At 68.1% G+C, this 18,826-nt stretch carries 15 protein-coding genes and 1 tRNA gene; 8 read left to right on the top strand and 8 right to left on the bottom strand.

The genetic code is table 11. The annotated features are described in order from the left end of the window. Positions 1-108 precede the first annotated feature (108 nt). From U9979_RS08425 to U9979_RS08405, 5 genes are all read left to right on the top strand, one after another. Entirely contained in the window at positions 109-2,442 is a 2,334-nt protein-coding gene (locus U9979_RS08425; RefSeq protein WP_322778922.1) for a DUF3488 and transglutaminase-like domain-containing protein, read from the top strand. Beyond that, entirely contained in the window at positions 2,439-3,971 is a 1,533-nt protein-coding gene (locus tag U9979_RS08420; RefSeq protein ID WP_322778921.1) for a serine/threonine-protein kinase, read from the top strand. Before U9979_RS08425 ends, U9979_RS08420 begins: the two co-directional genes overlap by 4 nt. Before the next feature lie 161 nt (positions 3,972-4,132). Next, a complete protein-coding gene (locus tag U9979_RS08415) occupies positions 4,133-4,384 on the top strand; it encodes a hypothetical protein (RefSeq protein WP_322778920.1) in 252 nt (83 codons plus the stop codon). Positions 4,385-5,020: 636 nt separating this feature from the next. After that, on the top strand, positions 5,021-5,254 hold the full coding sequence (locus U9979_RS08410) for a ferredoxin (protein WP_322753164.1): 234 nt from the start codon (positions 5,021-5,023) through the stop codon (positions 5,252-5,254). A 399-nt stretch (positions 5,255-5,653) separates the two neighbouring features. Beyond that, a complete protein-coding gene (locus tag U9979_RS08405) occupies positions 5,654-6,997 on the top strand; it encodes a pyridoxal phosphate-dependent aminotransferase family protein (RefSeq protein WP_322778919.1) in 1,344 nt (447 codons plus the stop codon). 39 nt (positions 6,998-7,036) lie between these two features. Here the strand turns inward: U9979_RS08405 and aat are convergent, their stop codons facing one another. The 4 genes from aat to U9979_RS08385 form a co-directional block, all read right to left on the bottom strand. Further along, positions 7,037-7,921, bottom strand: a complete 885-nt coding sequence (aat, locus tag U9979_RS08400; RefSeq protein ID WP_322778918.1) for a leucyl/phenylalanyl-tRNA--protein transferase — start codon at positions 7,919-7,921, stop codon at positions 7,037-7,039. Beyond that, entirely contained in the window at positions 7,912-10,326 is a 2,415-nt protein-coding gene (locus U9979_RS08395) for a putative bifunctional diguanylate cyclase/phosphodiesterase (RefSeq protein ID WP_322778917.1), read from the bottom strand. The genes aat and U9979_RS08395 overlap by 10 nt, the downstream gene beginning before the upstream one ends. Before the next feature lie 285 nt (positions 10,327-10,611). Then, positions 10,612-11,598 carry a pirin family protein gene (locus tag U9979_RS08390; protein WP_322749423.1) on the bottom strand — a complete coding sequence of 329 codons (987 nt, stop codon included), beginning with the start codon at positions 11,596-11,598 and terminating at the stop codon, positions 10,612-10,614. A gap of 129 nt (positions 11,599-11,727) precedes the next feature. Further along, entirely contained in the window at positions 11,728-12,831 is a 1,104-nt protein-coding gene (locus U9979_RS08385) for a ferritin-like domain-containing protein (protein WP_322749422.1), read from the bottom strand. A 745-nt stretch (positions 12,832-13,576) separates the two neighbouring features. Here U9979_RS08385 and U9979_RS08380 point away from each other — a divergent pair. From U9979_RS08380 to U9979_RS08370, 3 genes are all read left to right on the top strand, one after another. Continuing rightward, positions 13,577-14,182 (top strand): hypothetical protein, encoded by a 606-nt coding sequence (locus U9979_RS08380; protein WP_322778916.1) that lies wholly within the window; start codon positions 13,577-13,579, stop codon positions 14,180-14,182. 46 nt (positions 14,183-14,228) lie between these two features. Beyond that, positions 14,229-14,843, top strand: a complete 615-nt coding sequence (orn, locus tag U9979_RS08375) for an oligoribonuclease (protein ID WP_322749420.1) — start codon at positions 14,229-14,231, stop codon at positions 14,841-14,843. A 187-nt stretch (positions 14,844-15,030) separates the two neighbouring features. Further along, positions 15,031-15,106 (top strand) — tRNA-His (locus U9979_RS08370). 51 nt (positions 15,107-15,157) lie between these two features. Here the strand turns inward: U9979_RS08370 and U9979_RS08365 are convergent. The 4 genes from U9979_RS08365 to U9979_RS08350 all read right to left on the bottom strand — a co-directional run bounded on the left by U9979_RS08365 (position 15,158) and on the right by U9979_RS08350 (position 18,793). Next, a complete protein-coding gene (locus tag U9979_RS08365; RefSeq protein ID WP_322778915.1) occupies positions 15,158-15,685 on the bottom strand; it encodes a MarR family winged helix-turn-helix transcriptional regulator in 528 nt (175 codons plus the stop codon). 127 nt (positions 15,686-15,812) lie between these two features. Further along, the gene (locus tag U9979_RS08360) at positions 15,813-16,238 is read right to left on the bottom strand and encodes an OsmC family protein (RefSeq protein ID WP_322766630.1); all 426 of its coding nucleotides are present in this window, start codon (positions 16,236-16,238) and stop codon (positions 15,813-15,815) included. A 126-nt stretch (positions 16,239-16,364) separates the two neighbouring features. Then, positions 16,365-17,414, bottom strand: coding sequence for a hemolysin family protein (locus U9979_RS08355; RefSeq protein ID WP_322778914.1), 1,050 nt, complete (start codon positions 17,412-17,414; stop codon positions 16,365-16,367). Further along, positions 17,411-18,793, bottom strand: coding sequence for a hemolysin family protein (locus U9979_RS08350; RefSeq protein ID WP_322751992.1), 1,383 nt, complete (start codon positions 18,791-18,793; stop codon positions 17,411-17,413). The genes U9979_RS08355 and U9979_RS08350 overlap by 4 nt, the downstream gene beginning before the upstream one ends. Positions 18,794-18,826: the final 33 nt, after the last annotated feature.

Below are 18,826 nucleotides of genomic sequence, written 5' to 3'. Positions count from 1 at the left end.
CGTGACAGCCGTCGACGGATTCGAGCAGGCGATCATGATCCGGGTGGGCGGCACCGGTGACGAGGTCGGATCCACGCCACAGCCCACCGTCACCGGCAGCGGGCGGCTGTGAGTCCTGGACGTCGCCGACGCCGCGGCCCTGGTGTCGGCCTGGCCGGCGAACTCCGCAGGTCGGACCCGATGATCGGGCTGGCGAGCCGGGCGCTGCCCCGGGCTGGTGGTCTCGCCGCTCTCGTCGCGGCAGCCTGGTTGGCGGGGGCGTCGTTCCATCGGGCGTTCGGCTGGGAGGCGCTCACCGGGCCCGTCACGCTGGCCACGCTCGGGCCCGTCGTCATCGTGGTGGTCGCGACCGCGGCCCGCCGCCCCGCGCCGCTGGTGCTGTCCGTGCCTGTGTGGGTCGCGGCGTGGCTGGGCGTGGTGGGGCTGACGCTGTTCCGGCACGGTTCGCCGGAGGCATCCGGCGTACTGCCCGCGATCGGCGACGGCCTGCTTCACGGCTGGGCGCGGCTGCTCGACGTGATACTGCCCGCGCCCGGCTCGCCGGACCTGCTGGTCGTGCCCCAGGCACTGACCTGGCTCGCGGCCGGCATCGGGGCGGAGCTGGTGACTCGGACACGGGCGGCGCTGCTCCCGGCCGTCGGGCCGATCGTGGTCTTCGCGATCGGGGTGACGATGACCGTCCCGGGGGCGGGCTCGAACCTGCCGCTGGCGACCGGGTTGCTCGCCGCCACCGGCCTGCTCGTCCTGTGCCGTCGGGCGGAGGCCCGGCCACCAGCGCTGGCCGAGGACCAGGCGCGGTCCTCCGTCGCGCCGCGGCAGCGGTTCTCGCCGGGGCCGACCGCGCTCGGGCTGCCGCTGCTCGTCGTCATCACCGTCGCTGCGCTGTTCGCCGGCCCGGCGATGACGTCGGCGGCTGGCGGCGAGCCGTACGACGTCCGTGCGCACCGCGTGATCGCCCAGCACTCCGTGCCGGCCATCAGTCCGTTGGACCAGGTCTCGGCGTGGCTCGGCGACCCGGACAGGTCGCTGTTCACCGTGCGGCTGTCTGGGACGGGCGGCGCCGACGCGGCGGCGAACACCGCGGCGAACATCCGGCTGGCCGTCTTCGACCGGTTCGACGGGGGCTCCTGGGCGTCGTCCGCCCAGTTCGTCCCGGCTGGCCGCCGGGTGCCGCCGATCGCGGGAAGGCCGGACGCCGAGGAGCAGGATTCCGCCCGCCAGATCCGACAGGATGTGGTGATCGACCGGCTGGAGGGCCCGCTGCTGCCGGCCGTAGACCGTCCGGTGGAGATCGACGGCACCGGGCTGGCCGTGGACGTCGACAGCGGCACGCTGCTCGACACCCGGACGCCGTCCTCCGGCCGCCGTTACACGGTGGTGTCCACGCCGCCCGCCACCCCGGACGCGCGGGTACTCGCCTCGTCACGGCCGGCCACCGGGGCCGACACCGAGGTGGCTAGTCGCAGGCCCCCGGGACTGCCCGACGCGGTGCTTCGGCTGGCGGTGGCCGCGTCGAGGGAGGCCCATACCCCGTTCCGACAGGCCTACGAGTTGGAGAAGTATCTGCGCAGCAGCTACACGTACAACCGGAAGGCGCCGCCCGGCCACACCTACCACCATCTCGAGTACTTTCTCGACAAGAGCAGGACCGGCACGACCGAACAGTTCGCCACCGCGTTCGCGGTAGCCGCTCGGGTCCTGGACCTGCCGAGCCGGGTTGTGGTCGGGTTCGCCCTGCCTGCTGGATCGCAGAGCGTGGTCGTACGGGGCGACGACGTGCTCGTGTGGGCGGAGATCAAGTTTGCGGGGGTGGGCTGGGTCCCCTTCTACCCGACCCCGGCGCCGGTCGAGGTCGATGACAAGACCATCTCGTCGCCTATCCCGGGGGAGTCCAGCGAGCGGGCGCAGGCCTTCGAAGCCGCCTCGGCCATACCGGTGTCCAGTGCGCCGCTGGCCGCCGGCGATGCGCCGGCCTCTCCCACCCGGGCGCCCTGGGTGTATGCGGCGGCGGGGTTCGCGGGCCTCGCGGTTGTCGCCGTGGTCAGCTATCTGGCATTCGCCGCGTGGGCACCACGGGCCCGCCGGTGGCGCCGGCGGGCGGCGCGCACCCACCGCGAACAGGTGGTCGGCGCCTGGCAGAGCACGCGTGACGCGCTGGCCCGCGCGGGTCTTCCCGTCCCGGTGGCGTCGACCCCGGCCGAGACGGCCCGGCTCGCGCCCGCCTTCCTCGGACCCGTCGGCCGGGCCTCGCTGGAGTCGCTCGCGACCTTGGTGACGAAGGCGCTCTACGCGGCGGACAGCATCGGCCCTACCGACGCGGGCCGGGCCTGGGGGGATGAGAAACAGATCCGAGCCCAGGTGCGCCGGGGCGTACCCCTTCGTCGACGGATCGTGCATGGCCTGACGCCAAGCGTGATCACCGGGAGGAGAGAACTCCGGTGATCCCCGGCTACCTGACTTTCCGGAAGATTGCGGAAGGTGGTTTCAGTACCGTCTACTCGGCTTTCGAAGCAAATCTCGGCCGCACCGTCGCCGTCAAGATCTTAAAAACCGAGCTCCAGGATTCCGTCGCGGCAGAGCAGTTCGCGCGGGAATGTCTGGCGGCGGGCCGCCTCACGGGCCATCCGAATATAATAACGATCTTCCGGGCGGGATCCACCAAGAGCCTGCTTCCATTCATTGCGATGCAGTACCTGCCCGCAGGATCAATCGCGGATCGGATACATTCAGGTGGGCCCCTGCCGGTCTCCGACACCCTTCTTATCGGTGCGAATATTGCCGACGCCCTGAATTTCGCACATACGGAGAACATCTTCCACGGGGATGTCAAGCCCGGTAATATTCTTCTCACCGACACCGGCCAGCCGATACTCAGCGATTTCGGCATCGCCAGCATCTCGGGCGCGTACGGGCTGGTCGGCCCGGACGCGTTCACACCCTCCTACGCCGCCCCGGAGATCATGCGGGAGGGACGACCGTCGGTCGCGGCTGACATCTACGCGCTGGGCGTCACCCTGTTCACCATGCTCACCGGCACACCGCCGTTCCAGTGCGCGCCCACCGAGGATCCGGCCCGCTTCGCCGACCGGACCCTGGCCCGCGACGTCCCCGCGCTACCGCGCGACCGTGTCCCCGAACCGGTGGAACGTCTGCTACGAACAGCACTCGCACGAGACCCGGCGCGGCGCCCCTCCACCGCCGCGGCCTTCGCCGAAGACCTCCGCCGGCTACACCGGCGCCTCGGCGACTCCCCCACGCCCGACGAACTGCCGGGCACCCCGCGGCGAAGGAGACATGACCGCCGTGACCGGACCCCCAGCGGCCCTGCCTCCTTGGACGGCCTTGACCTCCTCGACTGTCACGACCCCACGGACGACGTCGCGCCGGAGCCCGGACCCGCTGGACGGCCGAATCCACGACGGGGGGACGAGCCCACGCGTTACCGGCCCCGGAGCGGCCAGGGTGGTCCCGCCGATGAGCCGCAAAGTAGAAGAAATCAGGCGAGATGGCGGTGGGCTCTACCTGCGGCCGCTGTCGTCACGCTGATGATCGCGGCGGTCGCGGCGGTCGCGGTCGCAGCCTCGGGGGCCTCCGGTGATAGGCGCACCCCCATCTCCGCACCGGACACATCTACGCAGGGCACTTCGCCGACGATCGACCCTGCTGAGATCGAGGCAGCCCGACCAACCGAGGTACACGCCGAGGACCACGGCGACACCGTCATTCTGACCTGGCGGAATGGTTCGCGCCGCACCAAGCTAATCATGCAGCCCGCCGCTTCTCCTGTTCTGGGCAATGTTCAGTCACTGCCAGACGGAGCGACGTTCACCACGATTGCCGATCTCGGCGCAGCCCAGGGCTACTGCTTCCGGGTCGGTCCGCTGCTCGCCTTCGACGCCTCCGCACAGAAGCCAGTCGTGGCATGGTCGGCGTTCGCCTGCATCCGCGGCGCGACACCGCCGTCGTCCTGACCTGCGCAAACGCTGTCGATCTCTGCGGGCGGTGCTTTGCCTGCCGCTCGGACAGTGGATGCGGGGCCGCCACGCACCGTATCGTCCAGGCTCCACCTCGTCCGGACACTCACCGGCTTACCCTTGAATCCGTAACGGAGCAGACACGGAAGGCGCATGCAATGGCGTGGAACAAGCGGGGTAGCACCGATGGCGGCGCAAGCACCGGTCGAGACGGCGTGAAGCGCGGCGGCAAGGGCGGCACCACCGGCCGCAACGTCCGCGAGGTCGAGTTCGCGACCTGCCCGACCTGCAACGGCGATGGGAAGGTTGTGTTCGAGCAGACGGAACGCGACGAAGACGGCCAGTTCTCTGGCACCCAGACCAAGACCTGCCCGACGTGCAGCGGGTCAGGTCAGGTGGCGAAGCAGTGAGCGAGCCAGCCCCAGAGCCCCCGGCCGAGTCGGGATGGAACACCCAGCCGCCGGTGTAGGGGATCGCGCAGCGCCCGGCAGACGTCCTGTCTCGGCGAGATGTCCGGCCGTCGCCAGGCCGGGCATTGGCCCCGGCATCGTGGCGTGGACGGGCGCCTGCGCGCCCGCGGCGTTCGACTACGCGTTTCACGGCGGTAAATGTTCGATGGCGGGGCCGGTGCTGTTCCGTGGAGCCCCGCCCGGGAAATGACACGCCCCGCCGCTGAAACCGGTCGGCGGAAAATCACCAGGCTGTCCGGGGCGGTGGCCGATGTCACGTCGGCTGCTCCGCGAGAACGCCACGTCGACCGGAGCCGAGGCCGGTACCTGCACATTCAGGCCTCGACTGAATATCTGGCGCATCCCGGCTGTCCCCATCGGATCCGCGCTTGCCGCGACGGCCAGCGGAAATATCACCGTTGGTCCGTCCGGCCCGGACAGCGGCGGGCATTACGACCCATGGACTTCCCGACCCGGGTACCCGAACCACCGCTTCTCGACGCCCAGAGCGCGCGACCGCCCTAACAGCCGGCCGGCTTGCCGATAGAATCGGCTGGGCAGCCACCGCCAATGCTCCCAACGAATGCGAGGTGTGATGTGGCAAGCGAAAAGCGTCGACTTCCCATGAACGTCGAGGGACCCTTCTTCGTCGACTCGGAATGCACTGACTGTGAAAACTGCCGGGGAGTCGCCCCGGATTTCTTCAAGCGCGACGAGGATCGCGAGGTTCATTATATATGCCGGCAGCCGTCGAATGAGGAGGAAGAGGAAATGCTCCTGCAGGCCCTTGAGTTCTGCCCGGCTGAGGCGATCGGACGGATGGCGGCATAACCCTCCGCGTACTGCAGGCCTCATGATTATGATCTTCTCGCGCCGGGGTTCCTGTCACCGGGAGGCCCCAAGGGACCCCGACCGAGATCGCCGGCAGCCGAACCGCGACGTGCTGCGGCAACCCCATCACGGGAAGACCCAACCGGCGTACGCCGCGACCTGTGGCAGGCGAGCCGTACTCCGGTTGGGCATGGTTCATCATATTTCTGACATGATAAGAATGCTATGCGCTATTTATGCATAATTAGCATATTTAGTTCTAACTATCAGTAAAATTACATTTGCCTGAAGTAACCACTGAGTCGGATGACCCGCGAGTCCGCTGGTAAATACTCAAAAACAACACCATGTGCGAAAGTTGCGCCGTAGCGTGGAACCCTCATCTTTCGAGGAGGGGCGTTGTCCAAGACTCCGGGGCGGTTGTCCACACGCCAGGCTTCGCCAGACCCGCCGGGACCCTACGATCGGATACTGGGTCGTCCGCTGGGCCCCCTGGCGGAGCTCGCCGGGCTACGAAACACCCATCCAATGGTGGACTCCGTCGTCGACGAGATCGACGGACGCCAGATTCGCATCGGCGACCACTGGCTTGCGGACTTCGCGTCCTGCAACTACCTCGGGTTCGATGTGAATCCGGAGATCATTGCAGCGGTACCGGAATACCTGGCCAAATGGGGTACCCATCCGAGCTGGTCGCGAATGATCGCCTATCCACGACCGTTCGCCGAGATTGAAGAAGAACTTGCCGCGCTCCTCGGCACCGAAGACAGCCTCACGATTCCCACGATCACACACATCCACATCTCGGCCATTCCTGTTCTCGCCGGGGAGGGTTCGGTCTTCCTCGACCGACGTGCGCACCGCACGGTCTACGACGGCGCTGCGATGGCACAGGCACGAGGCGCGACCTTGCAGCAGTTCGACGCCGAGAACCCCGGCCAGCTGGCGGATCTGCTGCGGACGTGCCCCCACTACCCGAGACTGGTGTGTATCGACGGCGTTAACAGCATGACCGGCAATGCGCCCCCCCTGGCCGAATTGCTGACGGTCACCCGCGCAAACGACGCGATCCTCTACGTCGACGACGCCCACGGTTTCGGTGTCCTCGGTGAGCGCAGTGCGGACGAACTCAGCCCGTACGGCTTGCACGGCAACGCCATTGTCCGTCATGTCGGGGAGACCTACGACGGACTCATCCTGGTGGGCGGCTTCTCCAAGGCCTACTCGTCACTGCTGGCGTTCATCGCCTGCCCGACCACGGTGAAGAACCACCTCAAGGTGACCGCCGCGCCGTACACCTTCTCCGGGCCGTCGCCAGTTGCCTCCCTCGCCACCGTGCAGGCCGGCTTCCGGCTCAACGCCGCGCGGGGCGACAGCATCCGAGCCGATCTTCATCGCAAAACCGCCCGTGTTCTCGACGGGCTGGCCCAGCTCGGGTTACGGACGTTGAACCGGTCCGGGACGCCGATCATCGAAGTACCGATCGGTACCCCCGAAGATACGGATGCCATTGGAATCCACCTGTTCAACCGTGGGATCTACGTCACCATGGCGCCCTATCCGGTAGTGCCCCGGGCCGACGTCGGGGTCCGTATCCAGGTCACCGCAGCCAACACCGACGAAGAAATCGCGCATCTACTGACGGTGCTCGCCGAGATCGCCGCAATGTTCCCGGGCCCGCAAGTCGCGCCCAGCGTGCCGGCGTCCCGCTGCGCACCCGCTGCGCAGTCCCCGATCGGGTAGATCGATCCACCTGGGCACGCCCAACCGAAGGCCGCGCGATCATTGCTCTCCGCGCGCGGCCGGAGGCGGAACCGCCATGGCACGCCGAGCCCGCCGGGCCGCTCGCGCGCGTTCGACCAGGCGTGTCACGGGCATCCGGTCACGGACGAGCCGCACGTCGGTGTCCCGCACGTCGCGTAGAACCGCCAGAAACCGCTCGCGCGGGATCTCGACGGCGCCCATGGAACCAGCGTGCGCACTGACGAACTGCGCGTCGATGAGCCGACCGCCAGCCTGCACGAACCGCACGTCAAAGTCGACCAACGCAACCTTGGACGCATCGGTCTGCACATGGAACATGGACTCGGCCATGAAGGCGGCACCGACGAGCACACCGAACATGCCTCCGATGAGGTCCTCGCCCTGCCACACCTCGACGCTGTGCGCCCAGCCGAGCCGATGCAGATCACGGTAGGCGTCCGCGAGCTCAGGCGTGATCCAGGTGGGTCGGCCGCCCCGGCTGCAGCCGCGGACGACCTCGGCAAACGCCTCATCCAGGGTGGTGGTCCACGCACACGCGCGCATCCGTCGGAACAACGAGTCGGACACGTGCACCGCGCCGACGGGCAACACCCCCCGTGGGTCCGGACACCACCAGGGAAAGTCGAGATCCGGCGGGCCGTCCCCGGACAGGTTGAAGACTCGCCCGTCGGCAACAGCGGTGGCCAATCGGCGGTGCGTGTCCGCGACCTCGATCGGATCGTCGACCGGAACCGGGAAGGGGAAGAGCCCCCGCCGGTATGCCCCGACGAGCGTGGCCGGGGTGAGCACACCCCCGACCGCGACGGGTAATTCGACCGGCTCAGCCGGCTCGGCATGATCCTTCTCTGGCAGCCCGTCCCACGGCGACGGTCCCGGCGGCTCAGGCCGACCGGTCAGGTCCACGTGCGACCCGTGCGGACAGGTTCGGCCGGCTGCGCCACCCGGGCAGCCGTGCCCGCCCGACCCACCGACTGCGACTGCGACTGCGACTGCGACTGCGACTGCGACGATCCTGCGGATAACGCGGTGGATCCGGCTGGCGACCGGTGGTTGTGCCGATGCCACAGCAGCGGCGTCAGCTCGTCGGCGGGCTGCGGACAGCCCAGGTAGAAGCCCTGGGCCAGATCACAGCCAAACTCGGTCAGGCGCCGCATCGCAGTCTCGGTCTCGACTCCCTCCACGACGATACGCAGGCCGAGGGAGTGGGCAAGCCCAACCGTGGACTGCACGATCGCCGCTGCCACCGGATCGGATTCCAGGTGCACGACAAACGATTTGTCCATTTTGAGCGCATCCACCGGGAGTTCCCGCAGGTAGGACAGGGACGAGTATCCCGTCCCATAGTCATCCACGGCGATGTGGATTCCCATCTCGCGCAGAGTTGTGAGGACGGCCGCGGTGCGGATCCGGTCGAGCATCAGCGCTGTTTCGGTGATTTCGAACTCGAGCGCCCGCGCGGGCAGCCCGTGCAGCTCAAGGAGATCCGCGACTTCGGCCGGGAATCCCGTGTCGAGCAGATTGGACGCGGAGAGGTTGACCGCTACACCGATGTCCAGGCCGACGTCCCACCACCGGCGGCACTGCCCCAGCGCAAGCCCGAGGACCTCCAGCGTCAGCGGACGCATCAGCCCGGTGTGCTCGGCCAAGGGCAGGAAGACATCGGGCTGGAGGAGGCCCTTGGTGGGATGTTCCCATCGTACGAGCGCCTCCACCCCGTGGCAGCTACCCGTACGCAGGTCGACCTTCATCTGGTAATGGACCCGCAATTGATCATCGCCGAGCCCGCCTCGCAGCGCCTCAATGACGTCGAGCCGGTCTGGGGTGTGCACGTCCGCGCCAGGCCGGTAGTACTCGACCCCGGAACGGGCGGACTTTGCCGCGTACATCGCGACATCCGCCCGCTGCAACAGGACGCTCGCGGTGACCGCGTCGTCCGGGTGGAGCGCGGCCCCGATGCTCGCGTCCACGTGCAGGGTGACCGCACCCACATCGAAGGGGTCCCGCAGCGCTGTGAGCACCCGCTCGGCGACCATCTTGGCGACCGCCGCGTCCGCATCCTCCAGGATGACGGCGAACTCGTCTCCGCCGAGGCGGGCCAGCAGGTCCGCCGGGCGCAATGCCGCCGCGATCCGGCGCCCGACGAGTTTCAGCAGATCATCGCCGACAGGATGGCCAAGGGAATCGTTGATTTCTTTGAAACGGTCGAGATCGAGCACGAGTAGCGCGAACCGACGGGCGCCGCGATTGGCGCTGACGTCCAGCCCGTCCAGGCGCTCGAAAAAGGCACGACGGTTGGCCAGGCCGGTGAGCTCGTCGGTCCGGGCCTGCAGCTTGGTCTCAGCGAGCTGGCGGACCTCGGCGAAGGTGATCCCGGTCCGTACCAGCGCGACCAGAACGGTGGCAGCGGCGAGCGCGACCGTCGCGGGCGGCAGGCGCTGCACCGCAGCGCCGAAAACCAGGAGCGCGAGCGCAGCTATCGCAAAGATCGCCGGGATGGCCAGCACGCCCCACCCGGTGAGACCCTCCGTCTTCTCCCGCGGTGGCCGTTGCCAGGCGGCGTACGCAGGCAGTACCAGTGCCAACGCCCACAGCACCTCGACCGGTCCGCCCGCGGAGTAGTGACCGCTGGCAACCTCACCGACAACGATCGTATCGGCCACCGCAAAACCGATCAACGAGCCACCGAGGAGGTACCAGACCCGTTCCAGTCGCCAGCCCAGCAGACCGAACACGCTCACCACAAGTACGAGCAGCATCAGGTCGGCAAGGGGATAGGCGAGGTTCAAGCCGACCGCCGACATGCTGGTCGCCCGGACCTTACCGATGGCCCCGGCGGCCAGACCGCTGGCAAGTGCCGCCACGCCGAGACCCCCTACCAGGGCGTCCAACCAGACACTGGGATGAAAGCGGGACACCCGTTTGCGTAGCAGGAGAATCACAGAAATATATGTCGCGAGATAAAATACCAACCAGCCGACGTCGGCCAGCGACGGGGACGGTTGCGGATTGCGATCGGCTACCTGCGTTGTGAAGTACGCCGTTCCAGCACCGTAGAACAGAAGACCGATCCCGATCGCGACCCACGCGGCCCGTTCGCCTCGCACCAGAATGGCCCGCGCCAGGCACATGGTTCCCGCCGCCGCGCTGAAACCGTTGCCGAGCCATCGATCAACCTCGTTGATCGCGATCGAGCTGTCGCGCAGGCCGGCGACGGTCGTGACGGCGAAAAACACCGCGGCCACCAGGAGCGCCCATCGTGCCACGCGGACCATCCGCAATCGGCGAGCGGCATGAACTGAAGTCGTCAAGCGGTCATCCCCCCACGATCAGGCCGGCGGGGCACATTCTGACACTCTGGGCCCTATTCGCCACCGATGACCCACCAATCGGACCGGGGCTTCGGGGACCTCCGCGATCGCGCCACCTGTGGCCCGGCTGGTAGCGGCGTCTGCGTGGATCACTGCGGTAGCTGCTCGACCTTTACCCGGCACTGCGCGATCCAGTCCTGGGCCACGCCCTGATCGGCCCGTCCGCAGGCCCCGAGGGGTCTCGAAGGCCCCGAGGGTCTCGAGGGTCCGGCGGCGCCGAGCGCCTCAGCCGGAACGGTCGACGACGCGATGGGGCATGAGGGCATTCGCGGGGATGACGCCCAAACGTCCGGCCTGATAATCCTCCACAGCCTGGCGCAGTTCGTCGCGGGTGTTCATCACGAACGGCCCGTACATCTCGACGTGCTCGCGGATGGGCCGCCCGCCGAGCAGCAGGACCTCCAGCATCGGGCTCACCCCGGACTGGCGGTCGTCGGCCGCGAGCGTCAGGTGGTCACCGGGCCCGAACACGGCAAGCTGCCCGGCGCGGACCGGATGACCCTCACCGCCGACCCGTCCCGAACCCGCGAGGATGTAGGTCAGCGCGTTGAAGTCGAAGGGCCACGGGACCGTCAGCGCAGCGCCCGGGGACACCGACGCGTGCGCCACAGCGATCGGGGTATGGGTCGAGCCGGGACCGCGATGGCCGGCGACATCACCGGCGATGAGCCGCAGCAGCGCCCCGCCGTCCGGCGACGCGACGAGGCTGACCCGGTCGCCTTCGATGCTCTGGTACCGCGGCGGGCTGAACTTGTCGCGCCCCGGCAGGTTCACCCACAGCTGGACGCCGTGGAAGAGCCCACCGCTGACGACGAGCTGTTCGGGTGGAGTCTCGATGTGCAGGATTCCCGCGCCTGCTGTCATCCACTGGGTCGCGCCATCGGTGATGACGCCACCCCCACCGTTGGAATCCTGGTGCTGGAACGTCCCATCGATCATGTATGTGACGGTCTCGAAGCCACGGTGAGGGTGCCATGGCGTGCCCTTGGGCTCGCCGGGGGCGTACTCGACCTCACCCATCTGATCCATATGAACAAAGGGATCGAGATCTACCAGGCTGACACCGGCAAAGGCGCGGCGCACGGGGAAGCCTTCACCCTCGTGGCCCGATGGCGCGGTCGTCACCGAACGGACCGGGCGGTCCACGGCACCGGGCAGGGGCGCGCTCAGGCGCGGCAGACTGGTCGGATCGGCGGCGGTCACGGCAGGCATCGCGGTCCTCCTGGCACGTCTCACGGGTCGAACGTTGCTGGAGCAACTATAGGTAAGGATAACTCCGGATCGCCCCGATCGCTTCCCGACCCACCCACCCGACACCGCACCAGCCCTCGGTCCCGGCGGTCAGAGCACGGAAGCTATCGTCTGCTCCACCTGCAGCCTGCGCGCCATCAGCTCCATCTCGTCGGCCCGCGCCCGGTCGAGGCTGTCGGCGATGTCCTCGTCCCTGTTCATCAGTTCCGCCAGATCGAGGTCGCAGAGGTCCAGGACACCCATCCGCGCATAGGCGTCGCGGACCTTCTCCCCCCACAGACCGATGTCCCGGACGCACGGCACGATCCGGCTGAACAGCAGCTTGCGGAATGCCCGCATGTAGCTGGAGGTCTCAACCGCCGCAAGACACTCGGCCACGTCGAAGCCGAGATTCTCCCACACCTCGGCGCCCCGCAGCCGGTCACGCATCAGCCAGCAGCTTTCGACGACGAATTCCTCGCGTTCCGCGCGTTCCCGACTACTGAGCTGCGAATAGTAATCACGTAGGACCAGTCGCCCGAACGCCACGTGCCGAGCCTCGTCCTGCATCACATACGCGAGAATCTGCTTCGGCAGCGAGGCGGACGTGGCATCGCGCAGCACCCCGAACGCGGCGAGGGCGAGCCCCTCGATGAGCACCTGCATGCCCAGGTACGGGATGTCCCATCGGCTGTCGGTAAGGGTCGAGTCGAGCAGCGACCGTAGCTCGGAGTTGATCGGATAGACCACACCGACCTTCTCCGTCAGGAAGCGGGCATAGGTCTCGGCGTGCCGCGCCTCATCGATCGTCTGGGTCGCGGCGTAGAACTTCGCATCCATGTCCGGTACCGACTCGACGATCCGGGCACTACAGATCATCGCGCCCTGCTCGCCGTGCAGGAATTGGCTGAACTGCCATGCCGCCAGATGCTGACGCAGCTCGCCGCGGTCCCGCTCGCCCAGTTTCTCCCAGACCGGGAGACCGTGGATGGGAATCGTCTCGTCCGCAAGTCCGAGCGGACGGTAGGGGTCGACCTCCGCCGACCAGTCGATCCTGGTCGCGGCGTCCCACTGTCTGTCCTTGCCCTTCTGGTAGAGCTCCAACAGCCGCGCGCGGCCTTCGTCGTACTCCCAGGAAAAACGCGCGGCACCGGCCATCGGCACATCCCAGGTGGCACCACCGGCCGGCATGACGTAGTGGTCGTGCGTGCTCATGACCTGACCTCCACGTTAGCGCTCCGGGGACTACGGCCTGCGGGCGCGGGATCTGACGATCGTCGCGCGCCCTTGGGCCCTCGAGGGCGTCCGGCATGTGCAGACTGTCAGAGCCGCGGTAGGTGTCAAGCAATCACCCACCGTGCACGGTTCGTCATGGCGGCGAGGAGCGACCGGCAACACCGGTCGTTATCACCGGTCGTCATCACCGGCCGGTGCCACCACCCGGCGATAACGGGACGGTCCCTCGGACGGGGGGACCCGCCGGTGCCCGACACGCCGCCGGTAAGGTTAAGGGTTTGTGACAACCGGCCCCGCCGGTCGCCTGGACCGCTACCGTCTGGGCTGTGGACCGCAGCTGCAGTCGACCGGATTTCCTGCGGCAAGAGCGCCTGCGAGCAGCAGGCCGGCTCCGAAGCCGTCGGCGCCCCCGTGACACCCATGGTCGCCGCCGGCTGACGGCCCGACCACCGGGGCGCCCGGCCCGGCGTCGCTGACTGCGCAACGGCCCGGGTCCGCCGGGCCGTTGCGCAGTCAGCGAGATCCGATCCGTGAGCTGGCGACCAGCGCCACTGCCACTCCATGTGGTCGCCGTGCCCGCACTCGCGCGGGCACGGCGCCACCGGGCCCCTTCACGTGGGTCTTCCCGGGAAGCCTCCCATCGCCTGGACACCTTCTGGCGATATGGTCAGCTTGTTACTAATCGGGCAGACGGATGGAAAGGGCACACCGGCCGGTGGGACTGGTGAGGCGGGGTGGGCTCGGCATCCTGATGTTCGCAACCGCGCTCGCGCTGATGCCCGTCCTGGTGCTGTGGTATCAGCATCATCCAGAACCGCCCGCTGGGGACGGGACACTCATCGCCGCCGGATCCGGGCCGGCAGACGGTGCGACGGCCCCCACCCCGACCGACTCCGACGCGAGTGCCCGGCCGGTCATCCCGAGGTCGCCCGGTAGGCCCTCGGCCGTGCCGAGCCGTGCCGCCGTCGGCGGAACCGGTGCCGGCTCGACGGCGGGTCCGACCCTGGTGGGCTTCGCCGGCATCATCTCGGGAAGCGTCGTGACCGGGCCCGTGCAGGGTGCCGTGGTGAGCGGAGTCGTTCAGATCGAACTCGTGGTTTCCGGCTCGCCCGGCACGATCCTGTTCAACCTGGCCGGGCCCGTCTCGACGTCCTACACGGCCACCGGGCCACCGTTCCTGTTCACTCCGCAGGACGCGCCGTGGAACACCACGCGATTCGTGAACGGGCAGTACATCCTCACGGCGACAGCGACCCAGCGGTCGGTGCCGCCCGTCTCCGTGACGTTCCAGCTCGCCAACCCGGCACCCCAGCGGTCCGCCCCCGGCTAGGTCCCCGCGTGACGTCCCGATCGGGAGACCCTATGGTCAACCAGATATGGATCGCCTCGTCTGGATCGACTGTGAGATGACCGGGCTCAACGCCGCCTCCGACCTTCTACTGGAAGTCGCATGTCTAGTTACCGATAGTGAACTTAATATCCTTGGCGAGGGCGTGGACGTGGTTGTGTCCGCACCGGAGACCGCGCTGGCCGGGATGGAAGCCGTGGTCCAGGAGATGCATACCGCCTCGGGTCTGACCGATGCGGTACGGGCCTCGACCCTGACCCTGGCCGAAGCCGAGGAGCAGGTACTGGACTACGTCCGGCGGCAGGTTCCGGACCCGGGCAAGGCGCCCCTGTGCGGCAACTCGATCGCCACGGATCGCGGCTTCCTCGCTCGGTACATGCCGACCCTCGACAGCTACCTGCACTACCGGATGGTCGACGTGTCCACGGTGAAGGAACTCGCGCGGCGCTGGTACCCCAGGGCCTACTACGCGGCGCCGCCCAAGCGCGGCGGCCACCGCGCGCTCGCCGACATCCGCGAAAGCATTGATGAGCTGCGCTACTACCGGAAAGCCATCTTTGTGCCGCAACCGGGGCCCACCAGCGAGTCTGCCCGGGCGGTGGCACGGGAGATCCGGGTTGACACCGACCCGGACGTGACCTGAAGACGTGACCTGAAGGCCACTGGCGGCCCCTGGAGACACCGGCGTCATCGCGGCCAGGACACTGCAATCCTCGTGGCCAGAAGGAGGGATCGACCGGTACTATGAGCCAGGTCCTGGAAAGTTGTGCAGGTCGACCGCGGGTGCGCGGTCGACTACGCGCGCTGAAGGGGCATGCTTCTGGTACGTGGTGGGTGTAGCTCAGCTGGTAGAGCACCGGGTTGTGGTCCCGGGTGTCGCGGGTTCAAGTCCCGTCACTCACCCCACGTAACAAGCTGCTGTTATGCGTGCGCTGTGACGCGAACTCCGTGATGCCGCTATCGGGCCTCTGCCGTGGCGGTAACCGCGGCGGTGAGGCTACGCAGAGCGGTACGCAGAGCAACGAACTCGTCACCGGACAGGCTCATGGCGCCGCCGATGACGGCTGGCACCGCTCGAGCCCTCTCCCGGAGAGCGGCGCCCGTCTCGGTCAGGGTGACCTGGACGGAGCGCTCGTCGTCAACGCGCCGCTCGCGTCGCAGGAGACCGGTCGACTCCAGCCGCTTGAGCAGCGGTGAGAGCGTGCCGTAGTCCAGCGCCAGCGCGGCGCACAGATCCTTGACCAGGCTCGTCTCGTGGTCCCAGAGCACAAGCATGACCAGATACTGGGGATAGGTCAGGCCGAGCCGGTCGAGCACAGGCCGGTAGACAGCCGTCACGGCGCGCGATGCCGCGTACAGCGCGAAGCAGAGCTGGTCGTCCAGGCGCAGCGAGAACTCCCGCTGTCTGTCACCGGTCTGGGCAACCGCGTCACTGTCGCCGCTGGTCACAGCGTCTCGGCTGGTCACAGCGTCTCGGCTGGTCATGGCCCATGGTCCCATCCCACCAGCACCCGGGGCACCAGCACGTCAGTCGACCATGCGGCCTCCCGGCGCACATGGACGCGCCAGGAGGCTGCCAGCCGCGCTCCGCGGTAGCCGGAGTGAAGGACCGTCAGAACAGGCCAGCTGTGAGGGTGATGGTCGTGCCCGCCAGTGCCTGGCTCACCGGGCAGTTCGCCTTGGCCTCTGTCGCAGCCTTGACAAACCCGGCGTCATCAACACCGGGCACGTCACCACGGACGGTGATGTGGATGCCGGTGATACCGGTACCCGGCTGGAAGGTCACGTCCGCCTGGGTCTCAAGGCGGCGCGGTGGATTGCCCGCCCCGGTCAGGCCGTGCGAGAGCGCCATGGAAAAGCAGGACGAGTGGGCAGCCGCGATCAGCTCCTCCGGGCTGGTGACGCCGTTGGGCGCCTCAGCACGCGCTGGCCACGAAACGGGGAAGTCGCCGATCTCGGACGAGGCGAAGGTGACGGTGCCACCGCCGTCAGTCAGATTGCCTTCCCAAGCCGTACGAGCGGTGCGGATGGTTGCCACGGTCGGTACCTCCGTTATGAAGAGCTGATGGTTGCGGCAGCTGCACAGCCGCAACCAAAGCGTACACGATTACATCGTGCACAACTCTTCTTGCGAGACGATCCACGTCTCGGGCCCCACAGATGATCACCCTTTGGACGATGGGCGGTCCTCGTCGCGAATGTCGCCGACAAGTTCTTCCAGGACGTCCTCCAGCGCCACAACCCCAAGAATCGTTCCGTCCCGGTCGGTGACCCGGGCCAGGTGTGCTCCGCTGCGCTGCATCGTCGAGAGCACCGTCTGGAGCCTGTCGTCCACACCGACCCGGGCGAGCGGGCGTACCCACTTCGCCGGGATCGGCGCCGACCGCTTCCCCGGATTGGTTTCCAGGACGTCCTTGAGATGCAGGTATCCGGTGAGCGCACCGGAGGAGTCCTGGACCGGGAAGCGGGAGAAGCCGGTCCGGGCGGCGAGTGCCTCCACGTCACGTGGGGTCGCGCCGGCCGGGACCGTCTCCAGTCTGTCGACGGGAAGCAGGACGCTGCGCGCGTTGCGCTCGTCGAGGTAGAGCACCCCCGACAGCAGGCCGTGCTGGTCGGCATCGAGCAGGCCCTCGCGCCGGGACTCCTCGACGAAGGCGGCGACCTCGTCGCGGGTGAAGGCGCTGGCAACCTCGTCCCGCGGAGCCACCCGCAGGAGCCGCAGGCTGAGGTTGGCGGTCATGTTCAAACCGACGATCGCCGGCCGCAGACACCGGACGACACCGACAAGCGGTGGGACGAGCAGCAGAGCGCTTCGGTCCGGCCCGGCCAAGGCTATGTTCTTGGGAACCATCTCGCCGATGACGACATGCAGGAACACCACTATGATCATGGATGCGGCGAACGCGATCAGATGCCGGGGGGCGTCGGACAGCCCGACCGATGCGAACGGACCGTCCAACAGGTGGGCAACCGCGGGTTCCCCGAGTGACCCCAGCCCCAGGGTGCAGATCGTGACACCCAGTTGAGCACCGGCCAGCATCAGCGAAACGTCCTCCATCGCCCGCAGGGTGGTCTGTGCGCGGGTGGATCCGCTCTGTGCCACCGGTTCGACGGCGCTCCGGCGGGCCGAGATCAACGCGAACTCGGCACCCACGAAGAACGCGTTGAGGAGCAACAGAACGACGGCGAGGCAGACGGCGACCGGGTTGCTCACCGCACCGCGTCCATCATGCCCGGGCTGTGCCGACCCTGGTGCGCCGGCGACCGACCCTGGTGCGCAGGGGGCCGGCCCCGGTGCGCGGGCGGAAGAGCCAGGTGGACACGGTCCACCCGGCGACCGTCCATCAGCTGGACGGTCAGACCGACGCCGTCGACATCGACGATGTCGCCGGTGACGGGCAGCCGGCCGAGCCTGTCTGCGATCAGACCCCCGAGGGTCTGGTAGGCGTCGTCCAGCGGCAACCGCACGCCGACGGTCTGCACAACCTCGTCAACGCGGAGCAGACCGGACAGCAGCCATGTTCCGTCCTTACGCCGCTGCGCGTGCGCGCCCACCCGGTCGTGCTCGTCCACCACATCGCCGACGAGCTCCTCGATCAGATCCTCGATGGTGACCAGACCGTCCGTTCCGCCGAACTCGTCGATGACAACCGCCAGCTGCAGGCCGCCGCGGCGCAGGGTCTCCAGCAGCGGGTCGAGTTCCATCGTGGACGGTACGACCAGATGATCAATCATGACGTCGCCGACGGTCACCGTTTCCCGGTCCTCCTCCCCGACCGCAACGGCGTGCTTGACGTGGATGAGACCGACGACGTCGTCGAGACCCTGGCCGACCACCGGAAAACGGGAGTGCCCGGTCCGGCGGGCCATGGCGATGACCTCGCCGACCGGGTCGTCGACCTGGACGGTACGCATCCGGACCCGGGGAGTCAGGACGTCCGCCGCCTGCTTGCCCCCGAACGCCAGCGAACGCTGGAACAGCGTCGCGGTCTCCGGCGCGAGTGTGCCCTTTTCCGCGGACCTACCCACCAGGGAGAACAGCTCCTGCGCGGATCGGGCGGAGGCGAGCTCCTCCTGGGGCTCGATGCCCATCCGACGCAGCAGGCCGTTGGCGGTTCCGTTGAGGAGGCGGATCGGGTAGCCGGTCACGCGGCTGAAGCCTCGCGCGAACCCCTGTACCGCGCGAGCGGTGGGCAGCGGACGGGCAACGGCCAGATTCTTCGGCACCAGCTCGCCATAGATCATCGTTGTGGCCGTGGCGAGCGCCAGGGCGATCGTCCCGCCGACGCCCCGGACCGCTCCCCCGGGTACGCCGAGGGATTCCAGTGGCCCGTCGAGGATGCCCGCGATCGCCGGTTCGGCGAGGAAACCGATCGCCAGATTGGTGATGGTGATCCCCAGCTGCGCTCCGGACAGCTGGGTCGAAAGATTCGCGAGGGCCGACAGGACACCGGCCGACCGCCTGTCACCCGCGTCGGCGGCGCGCGTCACGCGTGAACGGTCAACCGTCACCATGGCGAACTCCGCGGCGACGAAGACCCCGCAGATCACCACCAGGACGACACTGAGCAGGACAAGGAGCCACTCTGTCATCGCAGCCTGCCCAGGTCGGCTCGCTCCGGGGCA

It is taken from the genome of Protofrankia sp. Cas4 (genome assembly GCF_963555915.1).
Taxonomy (GTDB): Bacteria; Actinomycetota; Actinomycetes; order Frankiales; family Frankiaceae; genus Protofrankia.
Note: the sequence above shows the minus strand (reverse complement) of the source record. Positions and strands in the feature narration are given on the sequence as shown.

Coding starts and splice junctions, on each gene's coding strand:
- U9979_RS08350 (WP_322751992.1), bottom strand. CDS start 18,793: ATGACAGAGTGGCTCCTTGTCCTGCTCAGTGTCGTCCTGGTGGTGATC.
- U9979_RS08385 (WP_322749422.1), bottom strand. CDS start 12,831: ATGAGCACGCACGACCACTACGTCATGCCGGCCGGTGGTGCCACCTGG.
- orn (WP_322749420.1), top strand. CDS start 14,229: ATGGATCGCCTCGTCTGGATCGACTGTGAGATGACCGGGCTCAACGCC.
- U9979_RS08415 (WP_322778920.1), top strand. CDS start 4,133: ATGGCGTGGAACAAGCGGGGTAGCACCGATGGCGGCGCAAGCACCGGT.
- U9979_RS08390 (WP_322749423.1), bottom strand. CDS start 11,598: ATGCCTGCCGTGACCGCCGCCGATCCGACCAGTCTGCCGCGCCTGAGC.
- U9979_RS08365 (WP_322778915.1), bottom strand. CDS start 15,685: ATGACCAGCCGAGACGCTGTGACCAGCCGAGACGCTGTGACCAGCGGC.